This is a genomic window from Streptomyces sp. NPDC005811, from assembly GCF_040630405.1.
Taxonomy (GTDB): domain Bacteria; phylum Actinomycetota; class Actinomycetes; order Streptomycetales; family Streptomycetaceae; genus Streptomyces.
Map to the genome: position 1 here is coordinate 69,033 of NZ_JBEXXK010000020.1, position 21,063 is coordinate 90,095.

Below are 21,063 nucleotides of genomic sequence, written 5' to 3' on the forward strand. Positions count from 1 at the left end.
CTTTCATGTCTCTCACCCGTGAACTCTTCATCGGCGGCAAGGACGTACCCGCCCTCTCCGGCCGCACCGCCGAGGACATCAACCCCTACACCGGCGAGGTCTACGCGACCGTCGCCGCGGCCGGGCCGGAGGACGTGACCCTGGCGGTGGACGCCGCCGACGCGGCGTTCCCCGCATGGGCCGCGCTCGCGCCCTTCGCCCGTCGCGCGATCTTCCTCAAGGCGGCGGATCTGCTGGACGCCCGTGCCGAGCAGGTGGCCGAGATCATGGCCCACGAGGCCGGTGGCACCCGCCCCTGGGCATTCTTCAACGTGGCACTGGCAGCCAACATCCTGCGGGAGGCGGCCGCCGCGATCACCGCTCCGCGCGGTGAGGTGCTCAGCGCGCAGGAGGAAGGCTCGCTGGGCCTGGCCGTGCGGGAACCGCTGGGCGTGGTCGCGGCGTTCGCGCCGTGGAACGCTCCGGTCATCCTCGGTGTCCGGGCCGTGGCCGCGCCGCTCGCCGCCGGCAACACGCTCGTCGTCAAGGCCAGCGAGGACGCGCCGATCGCCTGCGGACTGCTCGTCGCGGACGTGCTGCGTAAGGCGGGACTGCCCGACGGGGTACTCAACGTGGTCACCAACGCCCGCGAGGACGCGGCCGAGATCGCCGAAGCGCTGATCGCCGACCCCCGGGTGCGCGCCGTGAACTTCACCGGTTCCACCGGGGTGGGCCGGATCATCGGCACCCATGCCGCGAACCACCTCAAGCCGGCCGTGCTCGAACTGGGCGGCAAGAACGCGGTGATCGTCCTGGATGACGCGGACGTCGACTACGCCGTCGGCGCCGTCACCTTCAGCGTGTTCATGAACTCCGGGCAGATCTGTATGTCCGGCGACCGCATCCTCGTACACGAATCGCTGGCCGAGGAGTTCACCCGGAAGTTCACCGCCAAGGTCGCCTCCCTCCAGGCCGGGGACCCCACCCATCCGCACACCGTGGTGGGCCCGCTGGTCACGGCCTCCGCCGCACAGCGCGTCGCTGCCTTGGTGCAGGACGCGGTTACCAAGGGCGCCACAGTGCTGACGGGCGGCGGGCGGCCGGAAGGCGCGGTGCACGCGGCGACCGTGCTCACCGGCGTCCCCAAGGAAGCGGACCTGTACTACGCGGAGGCCTTCGGACCGGTCTGCGTCATCGAGACGTTCGGCGACGACGACATGGCCGTGGCCCTCGCCAACGACACCGACCATGGTCTGACCTGCGGCATCATCACCGAGAACGCCACCCACGGGCTGAGCGTCGCCCGTCGCGTCCGGACGGGTATCGTCCACATCAACGACCAGTCCGTGGCCGACGAGCCCCAGGCGCCCTTCGGCGGCGTGAAGGCCTCCGGATACGGTCGGTTCGGCGGACGGTGGGGCATCGAGGCGTTCTCCGACACCCGCTGGGTGACCATCGCGACCCAGCAGGCCCACTATCCTTTCTGATCCGTCCGCCCCGGCACCGGACACAACGCCCGCACCTCACCCCTAGAGGGACGGGCGTTGTCGTGGTCCTGACGGGTCAGACCTGCGGGTTGAAGGTGTCCACCTCGACCGTGCCTCCGTAGGTAAACGGCGACCTGGGCGTTCTCGATCCGGCCGGCGGTGCCGGTGTACTGACGCTGGACTCCGACCGTTCTCATGCCCTTCTTCACGTCCCCGGTCTCGTCGACGACCAGCACCGCATGGTCGTCGTGGAGGTGTTCCACCACGTACTTGCGCACGTCATCGCGTACCTGGTCGGCCTCCCATTTGGCCCGGCCGAGCAGGTGCTGCATACCGTCCGGGGTGGCATCCCCGGCCCACTCGGCGATGGTCCAGCAGTTCTTGCACGGCAGATCCGCCAGCAGACCGAGCACCAGCCGCCCCGCCCGCCGACGGGGCTCGACCCGGCTGAAGCGGCCCGCGATGCGGCCCATCAGACCCGCGAACGCAACCCGCCAACGGGCAGGATCCATGTCGTGGCCCGCGGCAACCGTCTCTACGTTGGTCCACACAGCTCACGATGATCGACAGTGACCGCACACACGCCCGTACCGGCCCCGGTCTGCAATGGTTTCCAGGTTGCCGGAAGTGGCAGCAGGGCAATGCAGTTGCTGCTCTGGGCATGACCGCAGTCATGGACATACTGAGTTCCACGGCTACGGATGGGGGACAGTCGATGGCGGCCCGTGACAGCGAGTGGACGGTACGACGGCTCACCGCGGACTACACCATCGAGTACCAGGGCTCCCACAGCGGCCGAACGTTCCGGCTGCTGCACCGCGTGCGGTCGAACCAGCCCATCGAGGTGCATGAAACCCACGACGGCGAACACTTCTGCGCGGTGCTGGCCCAAAGCGCTCTCCGGCGCCGGTGGCGGCGTGCCGTCCCGGGCTCCTGGCTGGTGACGCGTCAGGTCGACAGAGACGGGCGTCTGGCCAATTCACGGTATCGCCACGAAGCGACGAAGCTCGGCGCAGCCACGGAGTACCTGTTCTTGCGACCGCATTCCACTCTCTCGCAAGAACTCGACGAAGCCGAGGCCCGCCCGATGCCGGAGCAACTGTCGGCCTGTGGATGGACGATGGCTGCTCGTACACCCGATGGCTGGGCGGAGATCTACGAGGGTGACGGGCTGCCTGTCGTCCTTCACCTCGTGGAGGACGGGACTGCCTGGCTGCCGAGAGGGGGGTGGAAACTGGTGGTGTGGGATACAAAGACGAGGGAGCTCGTGTACGAGAAGGGCGGGATGGTGCCGGTGCCGCTTGGGTTGAACAGTCACTCGTACTACTCCGGCGGTCTCGACGACCTGTTGGAGTTGCACCGGCAAGACCGGCCGGACGAGGGCGGATGCACCGGCTCGTACACCTGGCGAATGCCCGACTTTCACTACCACACCTCGGACGGCGCTGTGGTCTGCACCGAATCTGACGGTATGTCTGCGGACAGACGGAACGATCCGTGGCCGTACACGGACGAACCCCTCGGCCCCGGCGACTGACGACGGCAGCCCCGGGTTCGGAAGTGTCGCCCATCCCATTATCTGTGAGTGTCCGCGCGAACAGGCCCGCTTCGAGCCGGCTCTCGCGGCCTTCCGGCACCGCGCTGCCGTCACGGTCGTCTACCGGTTCTGCGAACCGGAGCCGGAGCAAGCCGAAGACAACGTGGGAGCCTTCCTGACCATGCTCAGCAAGAAGTACGGGGTGGCAAGGTGCGGGCCCAGACCGTCGAGGACAACATCCACGCACAGGCCGCTGCCGAAGGTCTCGAGTACCGCGCTCAGGGCCGCGACCACGGCAGCACCTTCAACATGCACCGCCTGCTCCACTTCGCCAAGGAGCACGGCAAGCAGGCAGCTCTGAACGATCGCCTCTATCACGCGAACTACGCCAAGAAGCGTTCCGTCTTCAACGACGCCGAACGGCTCAGGGAACTGGCCTCCGCCGTCGGCCTCGCTGCCGCTGCCGCAGGTGACGTGTTCGCCGACACCTCAGCGTAAGCGGGATGCGCAACAGGGTACGCGGAGCCGTGTGACGCGAGATGCCGCCGCGAGTATCGCCGGCAAGCGTGCCCCGGCCCGGGCAGCTAACTCCTCCAGTAGGGCCTTGACTTGACGCCGCACCCGGCACACGGGCCACCACCCGCCGCCCGTCCATCGGTACGTCGGCCACGGTCCGTCAGTGATAGCCATGCACCCGTCCCGACGGCACCTCGCACACCGGACACGGCGCCATGTCCTGCGGCGCCCTCGCCCGCACCGCGATCCGCTCACCCTCGTCGACCACGTCGTCCATGACCAGCGGGAGCAGGCCCGAAAACACCATCTGGACAAGCTCGTTGACATCCTTTCCACGAATGCCAACGACGCGCCACGACACTCCGGCACCACCGAAAGTGACACAGGACCGAACGGTTGACAGATCCCCCAGTCGTCACCGGACACGAGTTGCGGCTGGGGAAGTGGTGGATCCTGCAGCCGGAGCTCCGTTCTCGGGGCCGCGGAGCTTGCAAGGGTTTTGCCGCTCGTGCGGGGTGGGGCGAGGGGATGTTCGGGCGGGGGGGAAAGAGAGACACACGACGTGCCCGCTCCAGGCAGAGGTAGAGGTAGGACGGTTCGGGCCGCGAGGCCACGGGAGGGACGGAATCGGTCGGGAGCTCAGAACCTCACCCGCTCGGCAGTCTCGATCATCTGCCGGGCGAAATCGCCGGAGCCGAGCGGCTCGACGCCCAGCGTCGCTGCGATGCTCCTGGCTAGATCGCCGATGGGCAGCCGACCGGCGGCCCGGCCTCAGGGCCAGCGGCGCCACATCCAAGCTGTCGGTCCTGTCGGCGTTGCGCAGTGACCTGCCGAACTGTCCGGAGGCAGGGGGTTCCACCGTGAAGCGCACAGCCGAGGGCCGCTGCAGGTCAGGTGAAGACGGACTACTACTTTCGTAGCAAACGGTGCGGTGGTTTTTAGTTCTTTGGTCGCATGGCCGCAAGGCGGGAATGCCATAACTTCTTGGCTACGGCGGAGTGAGTCATCCTGTAAGGCCCCGCCTGTCCCCCCTTCACGCACGTGGAGCTGCAGTGCCCCCTCGCATCGTCACTGGATCGAGTGCTTCTCCAATCACCTTGTCAATCGCGGTGGTCAGTTCTAGTGGTCTTATTCCGCATCACCTTTCGGGGGCTCGTGCCCGACTGGTCACCAATTCGTCCGCGATTCGCACGAACGACGATGTCATTCTTTTTTATGGAAAGGGAATGGCGCGGGAGTTGATGCGCTTCTCCGTCGAACTGGAAGGCATGCTGCCGCCGCTCGCTGTACTGGCGCACTCGTTGGACTGGGGCGATGTGTCCTTGGCTCTCGAGCAAGGGGCCACCACCTATCTGCTGGAGAATCGATATGATTTCCTCCTCGTGGAAGCGCTCCTGTGCACCTCCCGTGGCGCTGGGTTTCTGGACCCTGTGATCGCAGCCTCATTAGTGAGGGCATTTTGCCGTTCATCAAGCGTGACACTGGGTATGGCAAGGTCACGGATCGTGCCCGCGATCGGCCTGGATCACCGCTCGATACTTTCGCCGCGGGAACGCCAGGCCATGGATCTGCTTGCCTCCGGCATGAAAGTTCGCGAGGTCGCGCAGCGGATGTTCCTCACAGAGAAGTCGGTCCGAAACTATCTGAGCCGCATCTACCGCAAGCTGCATGTACGCGGTCAGTCCGAGGCGATTCTGTGCTGGCTGGGATGCCTGGAGGCTCCGATTCCTACTCGTAGGTAGGGTTCAGTCGAAAGGAGCGCCGAGTCGATTGCCGTCCGGGCAGGCTGCTGGCACGACCAGCCGGGCCGCTTGAGCAGCGCGCGGCCACCGTTTCGGGCGAGTGTCGATGGTGGGCATGACCTGCTACAAGCCTGGTGAGCGGCCCCAGTGGGGTCTATGCGGTCCGGGAGTACGCCGGGCGCAAGGACCAGCCGAAGGGTTTCGGCCGGCGCGATTTCCGTAATCTGATCGTCGGGCCCGCATCCAGGTGCAATCACCCCCGGTCACGCCCGGCAGCGGCTCCTTTGGGGAGCTGCTCTTCCAGGTCCCGGCAAGCCTACCGGCCGGCAGGCGCGAGGGCGGGCACGAGGTGTCTCGGGGCGTGGGGCAGCCCCCTTCCTTGCGGCACGACAGCCATGGCCCCGGTGCTCTTGCTCACTCGCCGGGTATCGGAAGGTCCTGTTCGGCCCAGATGCACTTGCCATCCTCAAGGTAACGCGCGCCCCAGCGCCGGGAGAGGGTGGCTATCAGGTGGAGGCCGCGGCCGCCTTCGTCGGTCGATGCGGCCCGGCGGATGCGTGGGGTGGTCAGACTGCCGTCGTACACCTCGCAGATCAGTGATCGGCTGCGCAACAGGCGCAGGGCGATGGGACCTTTGGCATGCCTGATGACGTTGCCGACCATTTCGCTGACGATCAGTTCCGTGGTCATTACCAGATCATCCAGTTCCCATGCGGCCAGTTGCTGGCGGACGTACTCCCGAGCTTGGCCGGCTGCCCGTGGATCGTTGGGAAGGCCGTGGGCGGCGATGTCGTGGGCGGCGGTGCACCGGGCGTGGACGATGAGCAGGGCGGCGTCGTCCTTCGTGTGTTCCTGGAGGGGGAGAAGGGCGGAGACGATTCTGTCGCAAAGATCTTCCAGGCGCTCGTGGCCGCCGTCCTCGCGGCTCGAGTCGAAGTACCTCATCCCTGTCGTCGCCCTGCTCAGAGTCCGCCTGAGTTCGGCAAGCCCTTGATCGATGTCCCGGGCGGCGGACTCCACCAGACCATCGGTCCAGAGCACCACCAGGCTCTCCGCGGGCAGACTCAACAGGTGAGTGCCGAAAGGCGGATTCGCGGCGCCCAGAGGCGGATCGCCGTCCACATCGGGGGAGTGCAGCGTACCGTCGGGATGGGCGATGAGTGGCGGGGGATGGCCAGCCAGTGAGTACGTCAGGGTTCGGGCGACGGGGTCGAACACGGAGTACAGACAGGTCGCATAGGAGTCCTCGCCGAGGTCGCTGACGATGTCGTTGAGGTGGTGGAGAAGTTCGTCCGGGGCGATTTCGAGGTCGGCGAGGGTGCGAACCGCCGTGCGGAGTCGGCCCATGGTGGCGGCTTCGGTGATCCCGTGGCCCATGACGTCGCCGATCACCATGGCGACACGGTCGGCGGACAGCGGGATCACGTCGTACCAGTCCCCGCCCACTTCCGCACCGTGGCCGGCCGGCAGGTAGCGGGCAGCTGCCTGGACGGACGCGAGTCGGGGCAGCTCACGGGGCAGCAGACCGCGCTGGAGTTCCTGTGCGCGGGTGTGCTCCACGTCATACAGCCGGGCCCGCTCGAGAGCCTGGGCGACCAGACCGCTCAGCGCCGTCAGCAGGGTGCGTTCGTCATCAGAGAAGGAGCGTGACCGGGAGAAGGCGACAAAGCAGCAGCCTATGTCCCGACCTGTTGCGATGAGCGGGAGAAGAGCCCAGGCGTTGTTCATCGAGGCGGCAGCCAGGCTGCTCAGCTGGGGAAAGGAATCGATGAATTCCGCGGTCGACTCAAGGAACCGAGGCATGCGCGTGCTGAGCGTCTCGGCGGCGACAAGGTCGATCGCCCTCTTCTCGGTGGCTGCCAGCCGCAAGGCTTCCGGATATCCCGCCGCGCCCGCGATGTGCAGATGGTCGCCGCCGAGGACCTCCACCAACAGCCTGTCGGCCCCGAGTGGTGGCAGAACCCGCTCGGCGACGACCCGCACCACGTCCTCGGAGGTGACGGCTTCGGACAAGGCCGCGGTCAGTTCTTCCATCCGGACGGACCGTTCGGCGGCCCGCGCGGCACCGGAGACATCGCCACCCTCGCGCGGCGCCTCGCCCGCCGCTCCACCCGTGTCCTGAAGGTCCTCGTTCGTCACGTCGACGAGGTGGATGGCCATGCCCCGGCTGGCCCGTGCGGGGACGCAGCGCAGGCGGAAACGCCGGCGTCCGCTCGGCCAAGGCAGCGCGATGCTGAGGGGCCTGCCCTCTTGGGCCGCGCGTCGGCATACGCTTTCCAGGCCGGGTACGGCCCCGACGGGACCGTCCCACAGAACGCCGCCGATCAGTCGGTGGTCCATGCCGAGGACCCGTTCCGCCTCCTCGTTGACGAAGGTGGTGCGCCAGTCCTCGGAGACGGTCAGGAGCCCCTCGCGCATGCTTTGCAGGGTCTGCATTCCGTGGCTGCGCGGGTCCGGGATCCGGCCGGCCCACCACAACGCGCCCACCACCAGGTCAGACGAACCCTGCTTGCCTGGCACAAGGCGTCCGCGTGCCCGTGCCCGGAAGAGCGTGCCGTCGTCCTGCCGCAGAAGGTACTCGGTGTCGTAGCGGGCCCCGAGAGCGATCGCCTTACGGATGTCGGTGATGACCCTCAGCCAGTCGGCGGGGTGACCCCGTGCGCGCGGACCGTGGTCTGCCGGGTCCGCGATCAGTTCGCCGAAGGTGATGGAGCCGCTGCCGACGTCGAATTCCCAGGCGCGGAAGGGAACCGTCCGCAGCAGGCGGTCGAGGGAAGAGGCGAATAAGGGCGGCGCATCGGCCAGCTGTCCCTCGGGCGCTGGGCCGTGTCCGTTCTCCAGTTGCAGAGCGGCCCAGTCCGCCACCTCCTGAAGACTGGCGCGGTGCGGCGGGTCCGGTTCACCTGGCGTCGTAGTGAGGACGGAGAGTGCCCCGATGGGGCCGTCGGAACTGAGCAACGGCACGGAAGCCAGCCCGGAGACCGTGCTCCCCAGCCCGCTGTCGGCTGCCCAGGCGAAGGACCCTGTCCGCATCGCCCGGGTGAACGCCCCGTCCTTGGACAGAGTTGTCCGTGATCCGACGCCCTGCCCGCAAGCGGCCACCACGCGCGGTCGGTCGGCTTCAGGGCCGCGCCAGTGGACGAGACCTCCGGCGCCATCGAGGAAGGTGGCGGCTCGGCGCATGGCGAGACGCAGCACCTGGGCTCCGTCAAGTTCCTCGTCCTGGGCCACGGGCAGACCCAGCCGCACCGGTTTGGTGCCTTCGGTGTGGTTCCCGGGCCCGGTAGCTGTACCCGACACCTTGCCTCCTGCTGTGTCGGTTGCGACCGCGGAGCGGTACCGATCCGAAAGCTGCGGGGAACCCGTCCGCATGTGCCGCTGGCCTTCACCGTAACGCCTGAGGGAACGCCGCGCTGGCCGGGACCGGTCAGCCGATCCTGACACACGGGACACGAGCGCCTCCACGCGGTGAAGGACCCAGTGCGTCGTGCCTTGCACACCAGGGCTCGCGCAGCTCCCGCTTCGCGTTGCTGACCTGCGGCAGCGCGGCCGCCTGGCTCAGGGCGGCGTCGCGGGTGGAGAGGGGCGAAGAGGTGGAAGGCCGCGTCATGGGCATTCAGCGCCTCGACGTTTTCGCTGGCGTCGTGCATGCCATCGAGGCGCCTTTCACTCGGGCCGGCTGTTCGCGAAGAGTGAGACCGCACGGGTTCCGGCGGAAGCCGCGCCGGTCCGGATCAGCTCACGGAACCGATCCAGGCCTCCGCCAGGGACACGACTGGAGCCTGTCCGGCGGATCTTGCTGGTCACGTGGTCGGGGCGGAGAGTGACGTCAACGATACGGGGGTGGGTGAAGGGAAACGCCATCCCCGCGGAGGGTGGGCGGGCTGGTGCCGCGCTGTTGGTAGCTGTACTGCATGCCATTGTGTTCCAGCACTGCGGGGAAGACGTTGTTCAGCGCCGACTCGTGCAGCAGGGCTGGGGTACTAGGCAGCGCCATCACATCGGCGGCGGTCTCGCGCAGGAACCGTGCGAGCATGGCCGACTGGTTCATGCCGGCGCCGAGGGCTTCGACGACTGCCGCTGCCGGACCGTGGCGGGCAGGCGGCGGGCGAGGACATCGGCGCAGAGGGGAATGCGGCCGTGGTTGTTGCGGACCCGGGTGGAGCAGGCGACGGCCGGCGCGTAGCCGATGCCGCGCGCTTCCAGGGCAGTCCGCAACTGCGGATCCTGGCCGTGTGCTTCGTCGCCGGTCACCCAGGAGGCGGTGATGTCGGCGTCCAGCGCGGCGGCGATCATCTCCCAGGCCAGGCAGGGCTTGGTCGCGAACTCCACTCAACTCGGCTACCCCCGCCGCATGGCAATGCTCGGTATCGGTGCACCAAGAGTGCTCGGGCAGGTAGAGGCGGTGGTCGATCAGGGACCGTCCTGGGCGGGTGGCCAGAGCGGAGTCACGACGTCCGGTCGGCCAAGGCCGGTGCCCTCGAGCATGTCCGCGCCATAGCGGAAGAACCCGTCGGGGCTGAAGTCCCACCGTCGGCGCAGCGGCCCGTACGGCACAGCCCTCGCCCTCGACATCTTGCGGTCGGACGTGGGCTGAGCCTGTGGATGCTCAGCTTCCCGGACCTCGTCGCGCGCGACCGGCGCCACGCGGATGCCGACCGGGCTGTCGCCGGTCACGCCGCCCTTCTCGCCGTCCCATATCCCTGCAGGAAGCGTCACGTAGCGGTGGGGTGTCGGACAAGGTGCTGGACCACCGCCTCAGCGACCGCCTTCGCACTGCTTGGGTTCTGTCCGGTGATGAGGCGGCCGTCCTCGACGACGTGGGGGGCGAACGATGTCTCCGCCGTGCTGTAGTGGGCTCCGAGCTCCTTGAGCCGGTCCTCCAGGCTGTACGGGACGGCGTGCGCCCGTTGCGCCAGTTCTTCCTCGCGCCAAGAGAAGCCGGTGACATCCTTGCCCTTTACCAGGGATTCACCGTTGCTCAGTGTGACGTCGAGCAGGCCGCATGCTCCGTGGCAGACGCTCGAGACGATCCGGCCGGTCTCGTGGAACTGCGCGATCAGTGTTTCCAGCGTCCGGCTTTGGTGGAAGTCGAACATCACGCCGTGACCGCCGGTGAGGTAGATGGCGTCGTAGTCGTCGACGCGGACCTGCGTTACGGCGAGGGTGTCCTTGAGCTTGTCCATGAACCGTCGGTCGGTGTACCGCTTGTCGGCGCCCAGCTCGGCGAGCACGTTGTGGGCGAGGCTCTCCGGGTCGAGTGGCACCGGTCCGCCCTCGATGCTGGCGATGGTGAGTTCGAAACCGGCCTGCTCTGCGACGTCGTAGAAGTGGGTCAGTTCACCGAGCCAGAGACCGGTGCGGTACCCGACCTTCTCGTACTCGCCGACGCTGGTGACGATGACGAGAATGCGGTTCGTACGGGCCATGGAGTTCCTCTGTGACGTATGAGTGGCGATGAAAGCAGGGCCTCTCGGCAGGGAACACCTTTCCGGCGTGACCGAGTGAGGGCGCCGACGATGATGCCGCTGGCTGCAGTAACCGCAGCCAGGCCTGCGATGAGCCGCTTGAAGAAGTGCGATTCATCGTTTCGAGGAGAGTTCATGTGAACGTCCTTGGCCGGCAACGGTGTGCATCGAGCCCAGAATGCGTGAGCGTGCTCGGGGACCCGACCTCAATGTAGGGGTGGGTTTCACTGTGCACCCGGTACTCAGGAAGTGAATCGGGGAGCGGCGATTGCTACTGGAGTACTACAGCCCCTCGTCCGGAAGACCCAAGGCCATGCTTGCCGACAACGGCCCGGGGCGGCCTGGTCGAACGCGCGGTCGGCCGCCGCGAGATGGGCGACCTGGTACTTCTACGTCCTCGGCGTCTCCCACACCGAGTGCAGACCGGGCAGGGCGTCCGCCGCCGTACTCGCTCCTGAGGAAGGGCTTGCCGAACGTCTCCGCCCAGCGGCCTGGTTCGCCTTCCAGGAACGCCGCGGCGGTGATGAGCTCGCAGCCGGCGACGTACCAGCTGTAGTGGCGGTTGAGGTAGACGACGTCGAACAGTTCTGTGATGCCCTCGGGGAGAGCGCGGCCCCTTGGCGAGGCACCACATCACCACACAAGTGGTGCACTGCCTTCAGCGCCTGCCACCGCTGCCAGGTCCCCGCGCGCCCCCGCTGCTCCGCCTGGGAGGACGTTCGGGGCCGGGTGCTGGCGGCGTTCACGACGTTCCCCGCGGCGCCGGGGAGCCACCGACTACGTGTTGGCCTGGGCCAGTGTCTCCATCGGGTTCGCGAGGATGGCGGAGAAGGCGAGTTCTGCGGCACCGATGAGAACCGCGTTGTCGCCGAGTACGCCGACGCGGAGCCGCAGGTTCTGGCGGCAGGCTGCGAGAGCATGACTGTTGACGCGGCTGCGGATGTGCGCGGCCGAGGCGAGGAAGACCTCGCGGAGCCTCCCGCCGAAGACCACGGTGCGTGGGTTGAGGATGTTGACCAGGGTGGCGACGCCGATGCCGTGCCAGTCGCCTATGCACTGCAGGGCGGCACGGGCCGTGACGTCGCCCCGGCAGGCCGCTTCGACGACTGCGCGTACGGCTTCGCGGCCGGTTGTCGACGGGTCGCGCTGCGCGGCCTCGAGCAGGGCGCGCTCGCCGCCGAACTTCCGCGGTCCGTATCCGCTCCGGCGACGAAAGTGAAGTGATGTCAGGCGCGCCGGATCGGTGCAGGTGGCGCAAGGTGAGGGAGCGCCGTGACCGGTGCAGTTCGATGCTGGAGGCCGTCGCGCCGGGTATGTGAGCGGCTTTGCCTCGAAGGTCATCATCTGCATCGCAGGTCTTGACTTCGGCCACTTCGGGTCTCAATAGTGTGGGCCAATTAATCAACGGCCCTGACAAATGTCCGGCTTCTGGACGGAGGCCGATGGGGCCAAGGCGGGAAGAGGGACTGCTTCCATGCTTCTCAGACACAGACTCCGCAGCGCAGGTGCGCAGGTCACGGCGCTGACGGTGGCCGCCGTAGGCGGGATGGCGGTTCTCGGGCCGACTCAGGCCCATGCCGCGAGCACGGTGATCGGCGTGACCCTGACGACGTCCGACCTGAGCCAGGCGCTCACCCCGCAGCCGGGCATCACGCTCGGACCGGTGTCCTCGGGAACCGTGAACCTGACGGTGGACGACACCAAGAGCTTCCAGACCATCGACGGCTTCGGCGCCGCCTTCACCGACACCTCGGCGTACCTGCTGCAGAGCAAGCTCAGCGCGGCCACCCGGGACCAGGTGATGCGCGACCTGTTCACCCGCGGCCCGGGCATCGGACTGTCGCTGATGCGGACGCCGATGGGCTCGTCCGACTACACCGCCACGCCCGTGAGCAGTCCCGGCACGTACTCCTACGACGACAACGGCGGCGTCGCCGACCCCACCCTGGCGAACTTCTCCACGGCTCACGACGACGCGTACATCATCCCGATCATCAAGCAGGCCCAGGCGCTCAACCCGTCGATGAAGCTCTTCGCCAACGACTGGAGCCCGCCGGCCTGGATGAAGACGACCAACACCATGTTGGGTACGGGCAACGGCACCCTGCGCTCCGACATGTACGACCCGCTGGCGCAGTACTACGTGAAGTACCTCCAGGAGTACAAGGCGAAGGGCGTCAACGTCTGGGGCATCACCCCGCAGAACGAGCCGACGATCTCCCCCTCGACCTACTCCGCCATGCTGTGGCCCGCGGGGAACGAGGCGACGTTCATCGCCAACAACCTCGCTCCCGCACTGCAGCAGGCCGGGCTCGGTGACACGAAGATCCTCGGTGGGGACGCCGACCACGTGGACGTCAACTACGCCAACACGTTGCTGAACAACCAACCGACCCGCGACGCGATGTACGGCACGGCGTGGCACTGTTACCGCAACGACCTGGGCGGCATGACCACCATCCACAACGCAGCCCCGGACAAGCGGATCTACGAGAGCGAGTGCTCCACCGGGCCGGGCATCGCCCCGATGAACGCAGCTCAGCTCGCCCTGGAGTCCACCTTCAACTGGGCCAACGGCGCCCTGCTGTGGAACCTGGCGCTCGACACAAACGGCGGTCCGAAGATGGGCGTCGGTTGTGACAACTGCACCGGCCTGGTGACCGTCGACCAGGCCACCGGCAAGGCCACGTACACCAACAACTACTACCAGCTGGGCCAGTTCTCGAAGTTCGTCGTCCCCGGCGCGACTCGGATCGGCTACAGCGACGGCGGTGGCATCTGGGCCCAGGCCTACAAGAACCCCGACGGCGGCGAGGTGCTGGCCGCCTACAACAACAACTCGTCCGCCACCACCTTCACCACGACCTGGAACAACGCCGGATCCTTCTCCTACACCCTCCCCTCGCACGCCACGGTCACCTTTACCCAGGGCGCACAGACGGCCGCCGCGCAGATCGTCGGCCAGGGCTCGAACCGCTGCCTCGACGACCGCGGCACCCCGGCCAACGGAGTGCAGCAGTACATCTGGGACTGCGTCTCCGGCAACGCCGGCCAGCAGTACCTGTACTCCGGAAGCCGGGAGTTGCAGATCGCGGGCAAGTGCCTGGGCGCGTACGGCAACGGCACCACGAACGGCACGAAGGTCGTCACCTGGGACTGCAACGGCGGCAGCAGCCAGAAGTGGACGTTCCGCGCGGACGGCAGCGTCGCCAACGACCTGTCCGGTCTCTGCCTTGATGTGACCAACAACGGTACGGCGAACGGGTCCCCCGCGCAGCTGTGGAGCTGCACCGGCAACCCCAACCAGAAGTGGTCCATGGCCTCGGCCGGCTGACGAGGGGCGCGGGTGGGTACCTCCCCGCTCGCCCGCGCCCTCCCTCCGGTTACGAGGATTTTCTGGGCGCGCCAGGCCTCCGAGCCGACGAGGTGGGCCTGCTGAGGGGCGTCCACCCGGGCCTGCTCGTCGAAGCTGGTCAGCTGGTACACGTGCGGCAGATGGCCGGCCAGGCGGATGAGCTTGAGGACGACCAGCAGTTGCTCGGCGCGCAGGTCCCGATCGTCCATGACCACCAGAACCAGCGGGGCCTCCTGCCGCAGGACCGTCGCGGCGATGCGTTGCCGGCCGTGGCGCTGGTGTCCCCGGACGAGCTTGATCAGCTCCGAGGAGTTCAGGTCGAGCAGCCCCGTGAGCTCTCACAGCGCACTGACCGACTGGCTGAGCGCGACCCGAGGAATTGCCTGATCTGGACGGACTTGTTGCAGGCCGGTTGTCGGGACGGGCCCCGTTGCCGGCGACTCCGCCCGCCATCTGCAGGCCGCGGGCGACTGGTCCGAGGGCACCCAGCCGCTCGCTGAGCCTGACACTCGACGGCCGGGCGGCCATCATCGAGGAGCTGCTGTCTACCTTCCCCGCCAGGGCGGACGAGAGTGAGCTCGCGCCGGCATGTATGTGCGATCGCTGGTCTTTGCCGGCTCCGCGTGGAGGAGGCGTCCGCCCTTGTGAAGACCGCACGGAAGTGTGCCAATGCCAGGCCGCCGGATGCCCGAGGTCGTCTGCCTGTTGCGATCGCCTCCCCTGGGTACCTGCCGGCCGGGCTGCGCGGTCATCTGGAAGGTGTGCTCGAGCCGTTGGAGATGCTGCCGACGCCCGGGACAGGCAGGACCGGCGTCCGACATCGTCCTTCGGAGTGATCTGCGTGCCCTCGCGCTGATCAACTCGGGTCGCCGAAGCGTGGCCGCTGCGGTTGTCCGACAGCGAGCGCCTTCTCGAGGAGGGCGCCGCTCTCGCACGTGCCATCGAGCGGCCTGAGGAGGAGATCTCCAGGCCGGCCCAGCTCGGTGGATGGCCGCGATCGCGCGTGTCGTCGCTCGATTGGGTATGACCCGCAGGGCTCTCACCCGCTCATGAGAAAAGGCTTTCTCATTGAGCTGTCAAAGCTGCGTGTTGACGTGGCCGACGCGGGATCCGTGCGGCTGGATCAACTGCCCGGAAAGGACAGTGTGACGGGTGTCACATATCTACTGTTTGTCCAGCTTGCAAGCATCTTATTCTTCCGGAGGGGTCCCGTTGGGGGGCTTGTTCGCAGAGGTGGAGCGTTGGGGGTTTACGTGCAGGGTTTGGCGGGTCAAGATGGCGCAACGACCTGAGCAATCATTTTCTCAACGATGTCGCGCGGCGAGGGTCCGCGCGGCCCTGATGGGGATGTTCGAGGAGGGATGAGCCGCACCGCGGAGCGTTCCGAACGATGGTCGATAGATCGAACAAATGGGTTGCCCGTCGCCTCACAATCATCCGAACACGCTAAGGACGGCCGGTGCACGCAGAGCATGATGAATCGACGAGCCGCGACCTCTGTGTCGTCGGGGTGGACTTCGGCACGCTGTCAGGGCGGGCTGTGGTGGTCCGCGTCCGGGACGGCGCCGAGCTGGGCGTGGCGGAGCACCCGTACCAGCACGCTGTTCTCGACCGGGAACTGCCCGACGGTACGCCGCTGCCCCCCGACTGGGCCCTGCAGGTGCCCTCGGATTACACCGACGTCCTGCGCACCGCCGTACCCGAGGCTGTCGCCCGTGCCGGAGTGCGGCCGGAACAGGTGATCGGCATCGGCACCGACTTCACCGCCTGCACCGTCCTGCCGGCACTCGCCGACGGCACCCCCCTGTGCGAACTCCCCGAGTACACCACCCGCCCGCACGCCTACGTCAAGCTGTGGCGCCACCACGCCGCGCAGGGCCAGGCCGACCGGATCAACGCGCTGGCCGCCGAGCGGAAGGAACCGTGGCTGGGGCGGTACGGCGGAAAGGTCTCCTCGGAATGGGAGTTCGCCAAGGCGCTGCAGGTCCTGGAGGAGGATCCGGAGATCTACCGGCGCACCGAGCGCTGGGTGGAGGCGGCGGACTGGATCGTGTGGCGGCTGTGCGGTGCGTATGTCCGCAACGCCTGCACGGCCGGCTACAAGGGCCTGTACCAGGAGGGGAGTTACCCGTCATCCGACTACCTGGCCGCCCTCCACCCGGACTTCGCCGCCTTCGTCACCGACAAGCTGGACCAGGCTATCGGTCAACTCGGTGAGAAGGCCGGACGGTTGACGGCCGAGGCCGCCGCCTGGACGGGTCTGCCGGAGGGCATCGCAGTCTGCGTGGGCAACGTCGACGCGCATGTGACGGCCCCTGCGGCGGTCGCCGTGGAGCCCGGCCAGATGGTCGCCATCATGGGCACCTCCACCTGCCATGTGATGAGCTCCGACCAGCGCGGTACGGTCCCCGGGATGTGCGGTGTCGTCGATGGCGGCATCCTGCCCGGACTGTGGGGCTACGAGGCCGGACAGAGCGGAGTCGGAGACATCTTCGCCTGGTTCATCCGCACCAGCCTGCCCGCTGAGTACGCCGAGCGCGCTGCGGCCGCCGGCCAGAGCCCGCACGAGTACCTGACGGAACTCGCGGCCGGGCAGCGCGTCGGCGAGCACGGCCTGATCGCCCTGGACTGGCACAGCGGCAACCGGTCGATCCTGGTCGACCACGACCTCAGCGGCGTTCTCTTGGGCCAGAGCCTGTCCACTCGCCCCGAGGACGTCTACCGCGCCCTGCTGGAGGCGACCGCCTTCGGCACCCGCACCATCATCGACGCCTTCGAAACCGCTGCCGTACCGGTACGGGAACTGATCATCGCGGGCGGCCTGACGAAGAACGCCCTGCTCATGCAGATCTATGCCGATGTGACGCGCCGCCCGCTGGGCGTCATCGGCTCCGCACAGGGACCGGCGCTCGGGGCCGCCATGCACGCGGCGGTCGCCGCCGGGGCGTACCCCGACATCCGCGCCGCCGCGCGCGCCATGGGCAAGGTCCGGCGCGGGGTCTACCAGCCCGACCCCGAGCGTGCTGCGTCCTACGAGCGTATGTACGCGGAGTACCGGGTGCTGCACGACTACTTCGGCCGCGGCACCAACGAGGTCATGCACCGTCTGCGCCGTATGCGAGCCGAGGCCTCCTCCTGAGCCTTCGCGCCCGGCAATGCCCTGCCGGCGCGGAACACTTGAACGTCCGAAAGGAATGATGATGAGCACATCAGCCAAGCCGTACGCCGACCAGGAGGTCTGGTTTCTCACCGGCAGCCAGGGCCTGTACGGCGACGACGTCCTGCGTCAGGTGGCCGAGCAGTCGCGGAGCATCGCCAGGATTCTCGGCGACCCCGGAAAGATCCCGGTCCGGATCGTGTGGAAGCCGGTCCTCACCGACGCCGAGTCGATCCGCCGGATGTGCCAGGAGGCGAGTGTCTCCGATGCCTGCGTGGGCGTGATCGCCTGGATGCACACCTTCTCGCCCGCGAAGATGTGGATCGCCGGGCTCGGCGCCCTGGACCGGCCCCTGCTGCACCTGCACACGCAGTACAACCTGTCGCTGCCCTGGCCGAGCATCGACATGGACTTCATGAACCTCAACCAGGCCGCCCACGGCGACCGCGAGTTCGGCCACATCGAGTCCCGCGTCGGCATCGACCGCAAAATTGTCGCAGGTCACGCGACCGACCCGCGCGTCATCCGACGCGTCGCGGCCTGGGCCAGGGCCGCCGCAGGCCGCCACACCTCGCGCAGCCTGCGCCTGGCACGCTTCGGCGACAACATGCGCGACGTCGCCGTTACCGAGGGCGACAAGGTGGAAGCCCAACTGCGGTTCGGGTTCTCCGTCAACACTTACGCCGTCAACGACCTGGTTGCCGTCGTGGACCAAGTCGAGGACAAGGCCGCCACCGCACTCGCCGCAGAGTACGTCGAGTCGTACGACGTCGTCCCGGCACTGCGCCCCGGCGGCGTCCGCCACGACTCGCTGCTCTACGCCGCCCGCCTCGAACTGGGCCTGCGCGCTTTCCTCACCGAGGGCGGCTTCACCGCCTTCACCACCAACTTCGAGGATCTCGGCGGACTGCGCCAACTGCCCGGCATCGCGGTGCAGCGCCTGATGGCCGACGGGTACGGCTTCGGCGGCGAGGGCGACTGGAAGACCTCGGCACTGCTGCGCACGATGAAGGTCATGGGCGCCGACCGTCCCGGTGGCACCAGCTTCATGGAGGACTACACCTACCACCTCGGCCCCGGCACCCCCCGCGTCCTGGGTGCCCACATGCTGGAGGTCTGCCCCTCCATCGCGGCCGACCGCCCCAGCTGCCAGATCCACCCGCTGTCCATCGGCGGCCGCGAGGACCCCGTTCGCCTGGTCTTCGACGCCGCACCCGGCCCCGCGGTCGTCGTCGGCCTCTCCGACCTCGGCGACCGCTTCCGCCTCACCGCCAACGCCGTCGACGTCATCGCCCTCAGCGAGCCGCTGCGCCGCCTGCCGGTCGCCCGGGCCGTCTGGAAGCCGCGCCCGTCCCTGGCGGAGTCCGCGGAGAGCTGGCTGCTCGCCGGCGCCCCGCACCACACCGTCCTCAGCTCGGCCGTCGACATCGAGACACTCACCGACTACGCGGCCATGACCCGCGTCGAACTCCTCAGCATCGACGAGAACACCAGCACCGAGCATTTCGCCAGGGAAGTCCGCTGGAACGCTGCCTACCACCGCCTTGCGCAGGCCCTGTGACCCCCCGCGCCGAAGGAGACGACCGATGAACATGCGCGTCCGCGACGGGCTGCGGCAGGAGGTCCTGGCGGCGAACCTCGCCATCCCGCAGGCCGGCTTGGGGACCCTGACCTGGGGAAACGTCAGCGGGGTCGACCGGAAGGCCGGGGTGTTCGTCATCAAGCCCTCTGGCGTCCGCTACGAGGATCTGACCCTCGACGACCTGGTGACCGTCCGTCTCTCCGACGGCGCGATCGTCGACGGCCATCTGCGCCCCTCCACCGACACCGAGACCCACCGCTGCCTCTACCTGGCATTCCCGTCCATCGGCGGGATCACCCACACCCACTCCACCCACGCCGTCGCCTTCGCCCAGGCCCGCCGTGACCTCCCCGTCCTCGGCACCACACACGCCGACACCTTCAACGGCCCTGTGCCCTGCACGCCTGACCTGACCGCCGAACAGTGCGCGAAGGACTACGAGTACAACACCGGCCACGTCATCGTGGAGATGCTGGAGAGAGACGATCGCAGGGCGAGCCAGGTCCCTGGTGCCCTGGTCGCCAACCACGGCCCCTTCACCTGGGGTCCGTCGGCCCGCAAGTCCCTGGAACACGCGATCATCTGCGAGGCCGTCGCCGACATCGCCCTGCACACGCTGTCCCTCTTCCCGACGGCTCCGCCACCTCCGCACCTCCTGGCCCGGCACTACGACCGCAAACACGGCCCAGACGCCTACTACGGCAACCCGGACCCAGGGCTCACCGCCTCGGTATGACCGGTCGTACCCGCAGCCCCTCCGGGGGTGGGCTTCATCCGACTGGTCGAGGCCTGAAACAGTCCGCCCTTCGTGTGCTCGCGCGTTGCCGGCAGCAGGTCGGACCCGTGGTGGCGACGGGCGGAGGGATCATGACGCCGGACCGCGGGCTGTGTCCCGTTCACGCTCCCGGGGCATGTTCGGGCAGCGCTCCGGAACCCCTGGGCTCTGGCCCTTGCCACGGCGGAAACCACGCCGGAACGGCTCCCGGCAGCGTACGTACGGAAGCAGCCGCGTGGCGTCTCTCGGAAGGACTCACGGATCGGTCGACGGACGCCGGACACGTCTTCCTGCCGTCGGCGTGCGGACCCGCAAACCGGTGTGCCTGCCCGGCCCCGCGGGCTCCTCGCCGCGGCTCAGCTCGATTCGCGTACGACGAGGCGGCAGGGAACCGTGTGCAGCCCCGGTTCCGGTGCGGAGCCGATGGCGTCCAGGAGTCGGAGCGCGGCCTGCCGACCGATCTCGGCGAGGTCCGTGTCAATCGTGGTGAGGGGCGGACGGGAGGCCAGCGCCATGATGTCCCAGTTGTCGTAGCCGACGATGGCCACCTGGCCGGGGACGTTAATGCCGTTCTCGCGCAGGCTGTCGGCGACGCCCCTGGCGATCTGATCGTTGCCGCAGAAGAAGGCGTCCGTGTCCGGCGCGGTACGCAGGACCGCCTCGGCGGCGCGGCGACCCCAGGCCTCGCTCCACTCGCCGAAGTGGACCCGACCGGTCGCGAGCTCCAGCGAGGAGCGTTCGAGCATGTCGACGGTGTGCCGGGCGCGGTCCCGGGAGGCTGCGTGGTGTGCCGGGCCGGTCACATGCGCGATGCGGGTGCGGCCCGTCGCGAGCAGATGCTCGATGGCCAGCTGCGCTCCGCTCCGGTCGTCGGACACGATGGACATGTCGTCCGGGTTGGTGGACGGAGAGAGCGCGTAGACCGTCGGTATCGGATCGATCCCTTTCAGGGGCGGACGTGGGTCGGTGCGGCGGCCGGTGACGATGATGCCGTCCACCCGCCGGTCCACCAGGTTGCTCAGGTGGTGCTGCTCGCGGATGGCGTCGCCACGGGTGTCGCACAGCAGCACGGAGATCTTCCCGGCGCCGAGCGCGTCCTCGGCGCCCAGCAACACAGGAGTGCTGAAGCGGCCGATGCCATCGGTCGTCATCAGCCCGACGGTCCAGCTGCGGCCCGTATGCAGGCTCTGCGCATGCTGGTTGGGTCGGAAGTCGAGCGCCTCGACGGCGGCCAGGACACGCTGGCGCGTCTCGGGCCGCATCCTGCCGCTGCCGTTCAGAGCTTTCGAGGCCGTCCCCACACTGACGCCGGCCAGCTTGGCAACATCGGCGAGCTTCGCCCGCCCGGCTGGGGGAGAACCTGGTACGCCGGTCACGCGCAATCCTTTTCCTAGACGGGGTCGGCATGCCCATCCTGGCACCGTTCGATGCAGCTGACCAGGTCTGACAGTAATTCGGCAAAAAC

At 68.1% G+C, this 21,063-nt stretch carries 15 protein-coding genes and 2 pseudogenes; 8 read left to right on the plus strand and 9 right to left on the minus strand.

Annotation, left to right across the window (positions count from 1 at the left end; all coding sequences use genetic code 11):
- Positions 1 to 5: 5 nt before the first annotated feature.
- Positions 6 to 1,466: an aldehyde dehydrogenase family protein gene (locus tag ABZ490_RS22430; protein WP_358992649.1), complete on the plus strand. Its 1,461-nt coding sequence runs from the start codon at positions 6 to 8 to the stop codon at positions 1,464 to 1,466.
- A gap of 119 nt (positions 1,467 to 1,585) precedes the next feature.
- Here ABZ490_RS22430 and ABZ490_RS22435 read toward each other — a convergent pair.
- Positions 1,586 to 1,939 (minus strand): annotated as a pseudogene (locus ABZ490_RS22435) (transposase); the annotation flags it as partial.
- A gap of 86 nt (positions 1,940 to 2,025) precedes the next feature.
- Between ABZ490_RS22435 and ABZ490_RS22440 the strand changes: the two are divergent.
- Positions 2,026 to 3,003 carry a hypothetical protein gene (locus tag ABZ490_RS22440; RefSeq protein WP_358992651.1) on the plus strand — a complete coding sequence of 326 codons (978 nt, stop codon included), beginning with the start codon at positions 2,026 to 2,028 and terminating at the stop codon, positions 3,001 to 3,003.
- Positions 3,004 to 3,213: 210 nt separating this feature from the next.
- A complete protein-coding gene (locus tag ABZ490_RS22445) occupies positions 3,214 to 3,501 on the plus strand; it encodes a DsbA family protein (RefSeq protein ID WP_358992653.1) in 288 nt (95 codons plus the stop codon).
- On the opposite strand, the pseudogene ABZ490_RS22450 reads toward ABZ490_RS22445, so the two are convergent.
- Positions 3,500 to 3,859: pseudogene (locus ABZ490_RS22450) on the minus strand (ISL3 family transposase); the annotation flags it as partial. The gene ABZ490_RS22445 and the pseudogene ABZ490_RS22450 overlap by 2 nt on opposite strands.
- 712 nt (positions 3,860 to 4,571) lie before the next feature.
- Between ABZ490_RS22450 and ABZ490_RS22455 the strand changes: the two are divergent.
- The gene (locus ABZ490_RS22455) at positions 4,572 to 5,261 is read left to right on the plus strand and encodes a LuxR C-terminal-related transcriptional regulator (protein WP_358992655.1); all 690 of its coding nucleotides are present in this window, start codon (positions 4,572 to 4,574) and stop codon (positions 5,259 to 5,261) included.
- A 414-nt stretch (positions 5,262 to 5,675) separates the two neighbouring features.
- On the opposite strand, the gene ABZ490_RS22460 is transcribed toward ABZ490_RS22455, so the two are convergent.
- The 6 genes from ABZ490_RS22460 to ABZ490_RS22485 form a co-directional block, all read right to left on the minus strand.
- Positions 5,676 to 8,492 carry a SpoIIE family protein phosphatase gene (locus tag ABZ490_RS22460; protein WP_358992657.1) on the minus strand — a complete coding sequence of 939 codons (2,817 nt, stop codon included), beginning with the start codon at positions 8,490 to 8,492 and terminating at the stop codon, positions 5,676 to 5,678.
- A 598-nt stretch (positions 8,493 to 9,090) separates the two neighbouring features.
- The gene (locus ABZ490_RS22465; RefSeq protein ID WP_358992659.1) at positions 9,091 to 9,312 is read right to left on the minus strand and encodes a hypothetical protein; all 222 of its coding nucleotides are present in this window, start codon (positions 9,310 to 9,312) and stop codon (positions 9,091 to 9,093) included.
- Entirely contained in the window at positions 9,309 to 9,593 is a 285-nt protein-coding gene (locus tag ABZ490_RS22470; RefSeq protein WP_358992661.1) for a transposase, read from the minus strand. Before ABZ490_RS22470 ends, ABZ490_RS22465 begins: the two co-directional genes overlap by 4 nt.
- A gap of 81 nt (positions 9,594 to 9,674) precedes the next feature.
- Positions 9,675 to 9,938, minus strand: coding sequence for a hypothetical protein (locus ABZ490_RS22475; protein WP_358992663.1), 264 nt, complete (start codon positions 9,936 to 9,938; stop codon positions 9,675 to 9,677).
- Between the two features lie 38 nt (positions 9,939 to 9,976).
- Positions 9,977 to 10,690, minus strand: a complete 714-nt coding sequence (locus ABZ490_RS22480; protein ID WP_358992665.1) for a type 1 glutamine amidotransferase domain-containing protein — start codon at positions 10,688 to 10,690, stop codon at positions 9,977 to 9,979.
- Positions 10,691 to 11,506: 816 nt separating this feature from the next.
- Positions 11,507 to 12,079 carry an ROK family protein gene (locus ABZ490_RS22485; protein WP_358992666.1) on the minus strand — a complete coding sequence of 191 codons (573 nt, stop codon included), beginning with the start codon at positions 12,077 to 12,079 and terminating at the stop codon, positions 11,507 to 11,509.
- A 247-nt stretch (positions 12,080 to 12,326) separates the two neighbouring features.
- On the opposite strand from ABZ490_RS22485, the gene ABZ490_RS22490 reads away from it, so the two are divergent.
- The 4 genes from ABZ490_RS22490 to araD all read left to right on the plus strand — a co-directional run bounded on the left by ABZ490_RS22490 (position 12,327) and on the right by araD (position 19,559).
- Positions 12,327 to 14,063, plus strand: a complete 1,737-nt coding sequence (locus ABZ490_RS22490) for a ricin-type beta-trefoil lectin domain protein (RefSeq protein ID WP_358992668.1) — start codon at positions 12,327 to 12,329, stop codon at positions 14,061 to 14,063.
- A gap of 1,480 nt (positions 14,064 to 15,543) precedes the next feature.
- On the plus strand, positions 15,544 to 17,223 hold the full coding sequence (gene araB, locus ABZ490_RS22495; protein ID WP_358992670.1) for a ribulokinase: 1,680 nt from the start codon (positions 15,544 to 15,546) through the stop codon (positions 17,221 to 17,223).
- 61 nt (positions 17,224 to 17,284) lie between these two features.
- On the plus strand, positions 17,285 to 18,802 hold the full coding sequence (gene araA, locus ABZ490_RS22500) for an L-arabinose isomerase (RefSeq protein WP_358992671.1): 1,518 nt from the start codon (positions 17,285 to 17,287) through the stop codon (positions 18,800 to 18,802).
- 25 nt (positions 18,803 to 18,827) lie between these two features.
- Positions 18,828 to 19,559 carry an L-ribulose-5-phosphate 4-epimerase AraD gene (gene araD / locus ABZ490_RS22505; RefSeq protein WP_358992673.1) on the plus strand — a complete coding sequence of 244 codons (732 nt, stop codon included), beginning with the start codon at positions 18,828 to 18,830 and terminating at the stop codon, positions 19,557 to 19,559.
- Positions 19,560 to 19,954: 395 nt separating this feature from the next.
- On the opposite strand, the gene ABZ490_RS22510 is transcribed toward araD, so the two are convergent.
- Complete coding sequence (locus tag ABZ490_RS22510) at positions 19,955 to 20,974, minus strand: LacI family DNA-binding transcriptional regulator (RefSeq protein ID WP_358992675.1); 1,020 nt, start codon at positions 20,972 to 20,974, stop codon at positions 19,955 to 19,957.
- Between the last annotated feature and the right edge of the window lie 89 nt (positions 20,975 to 21,063).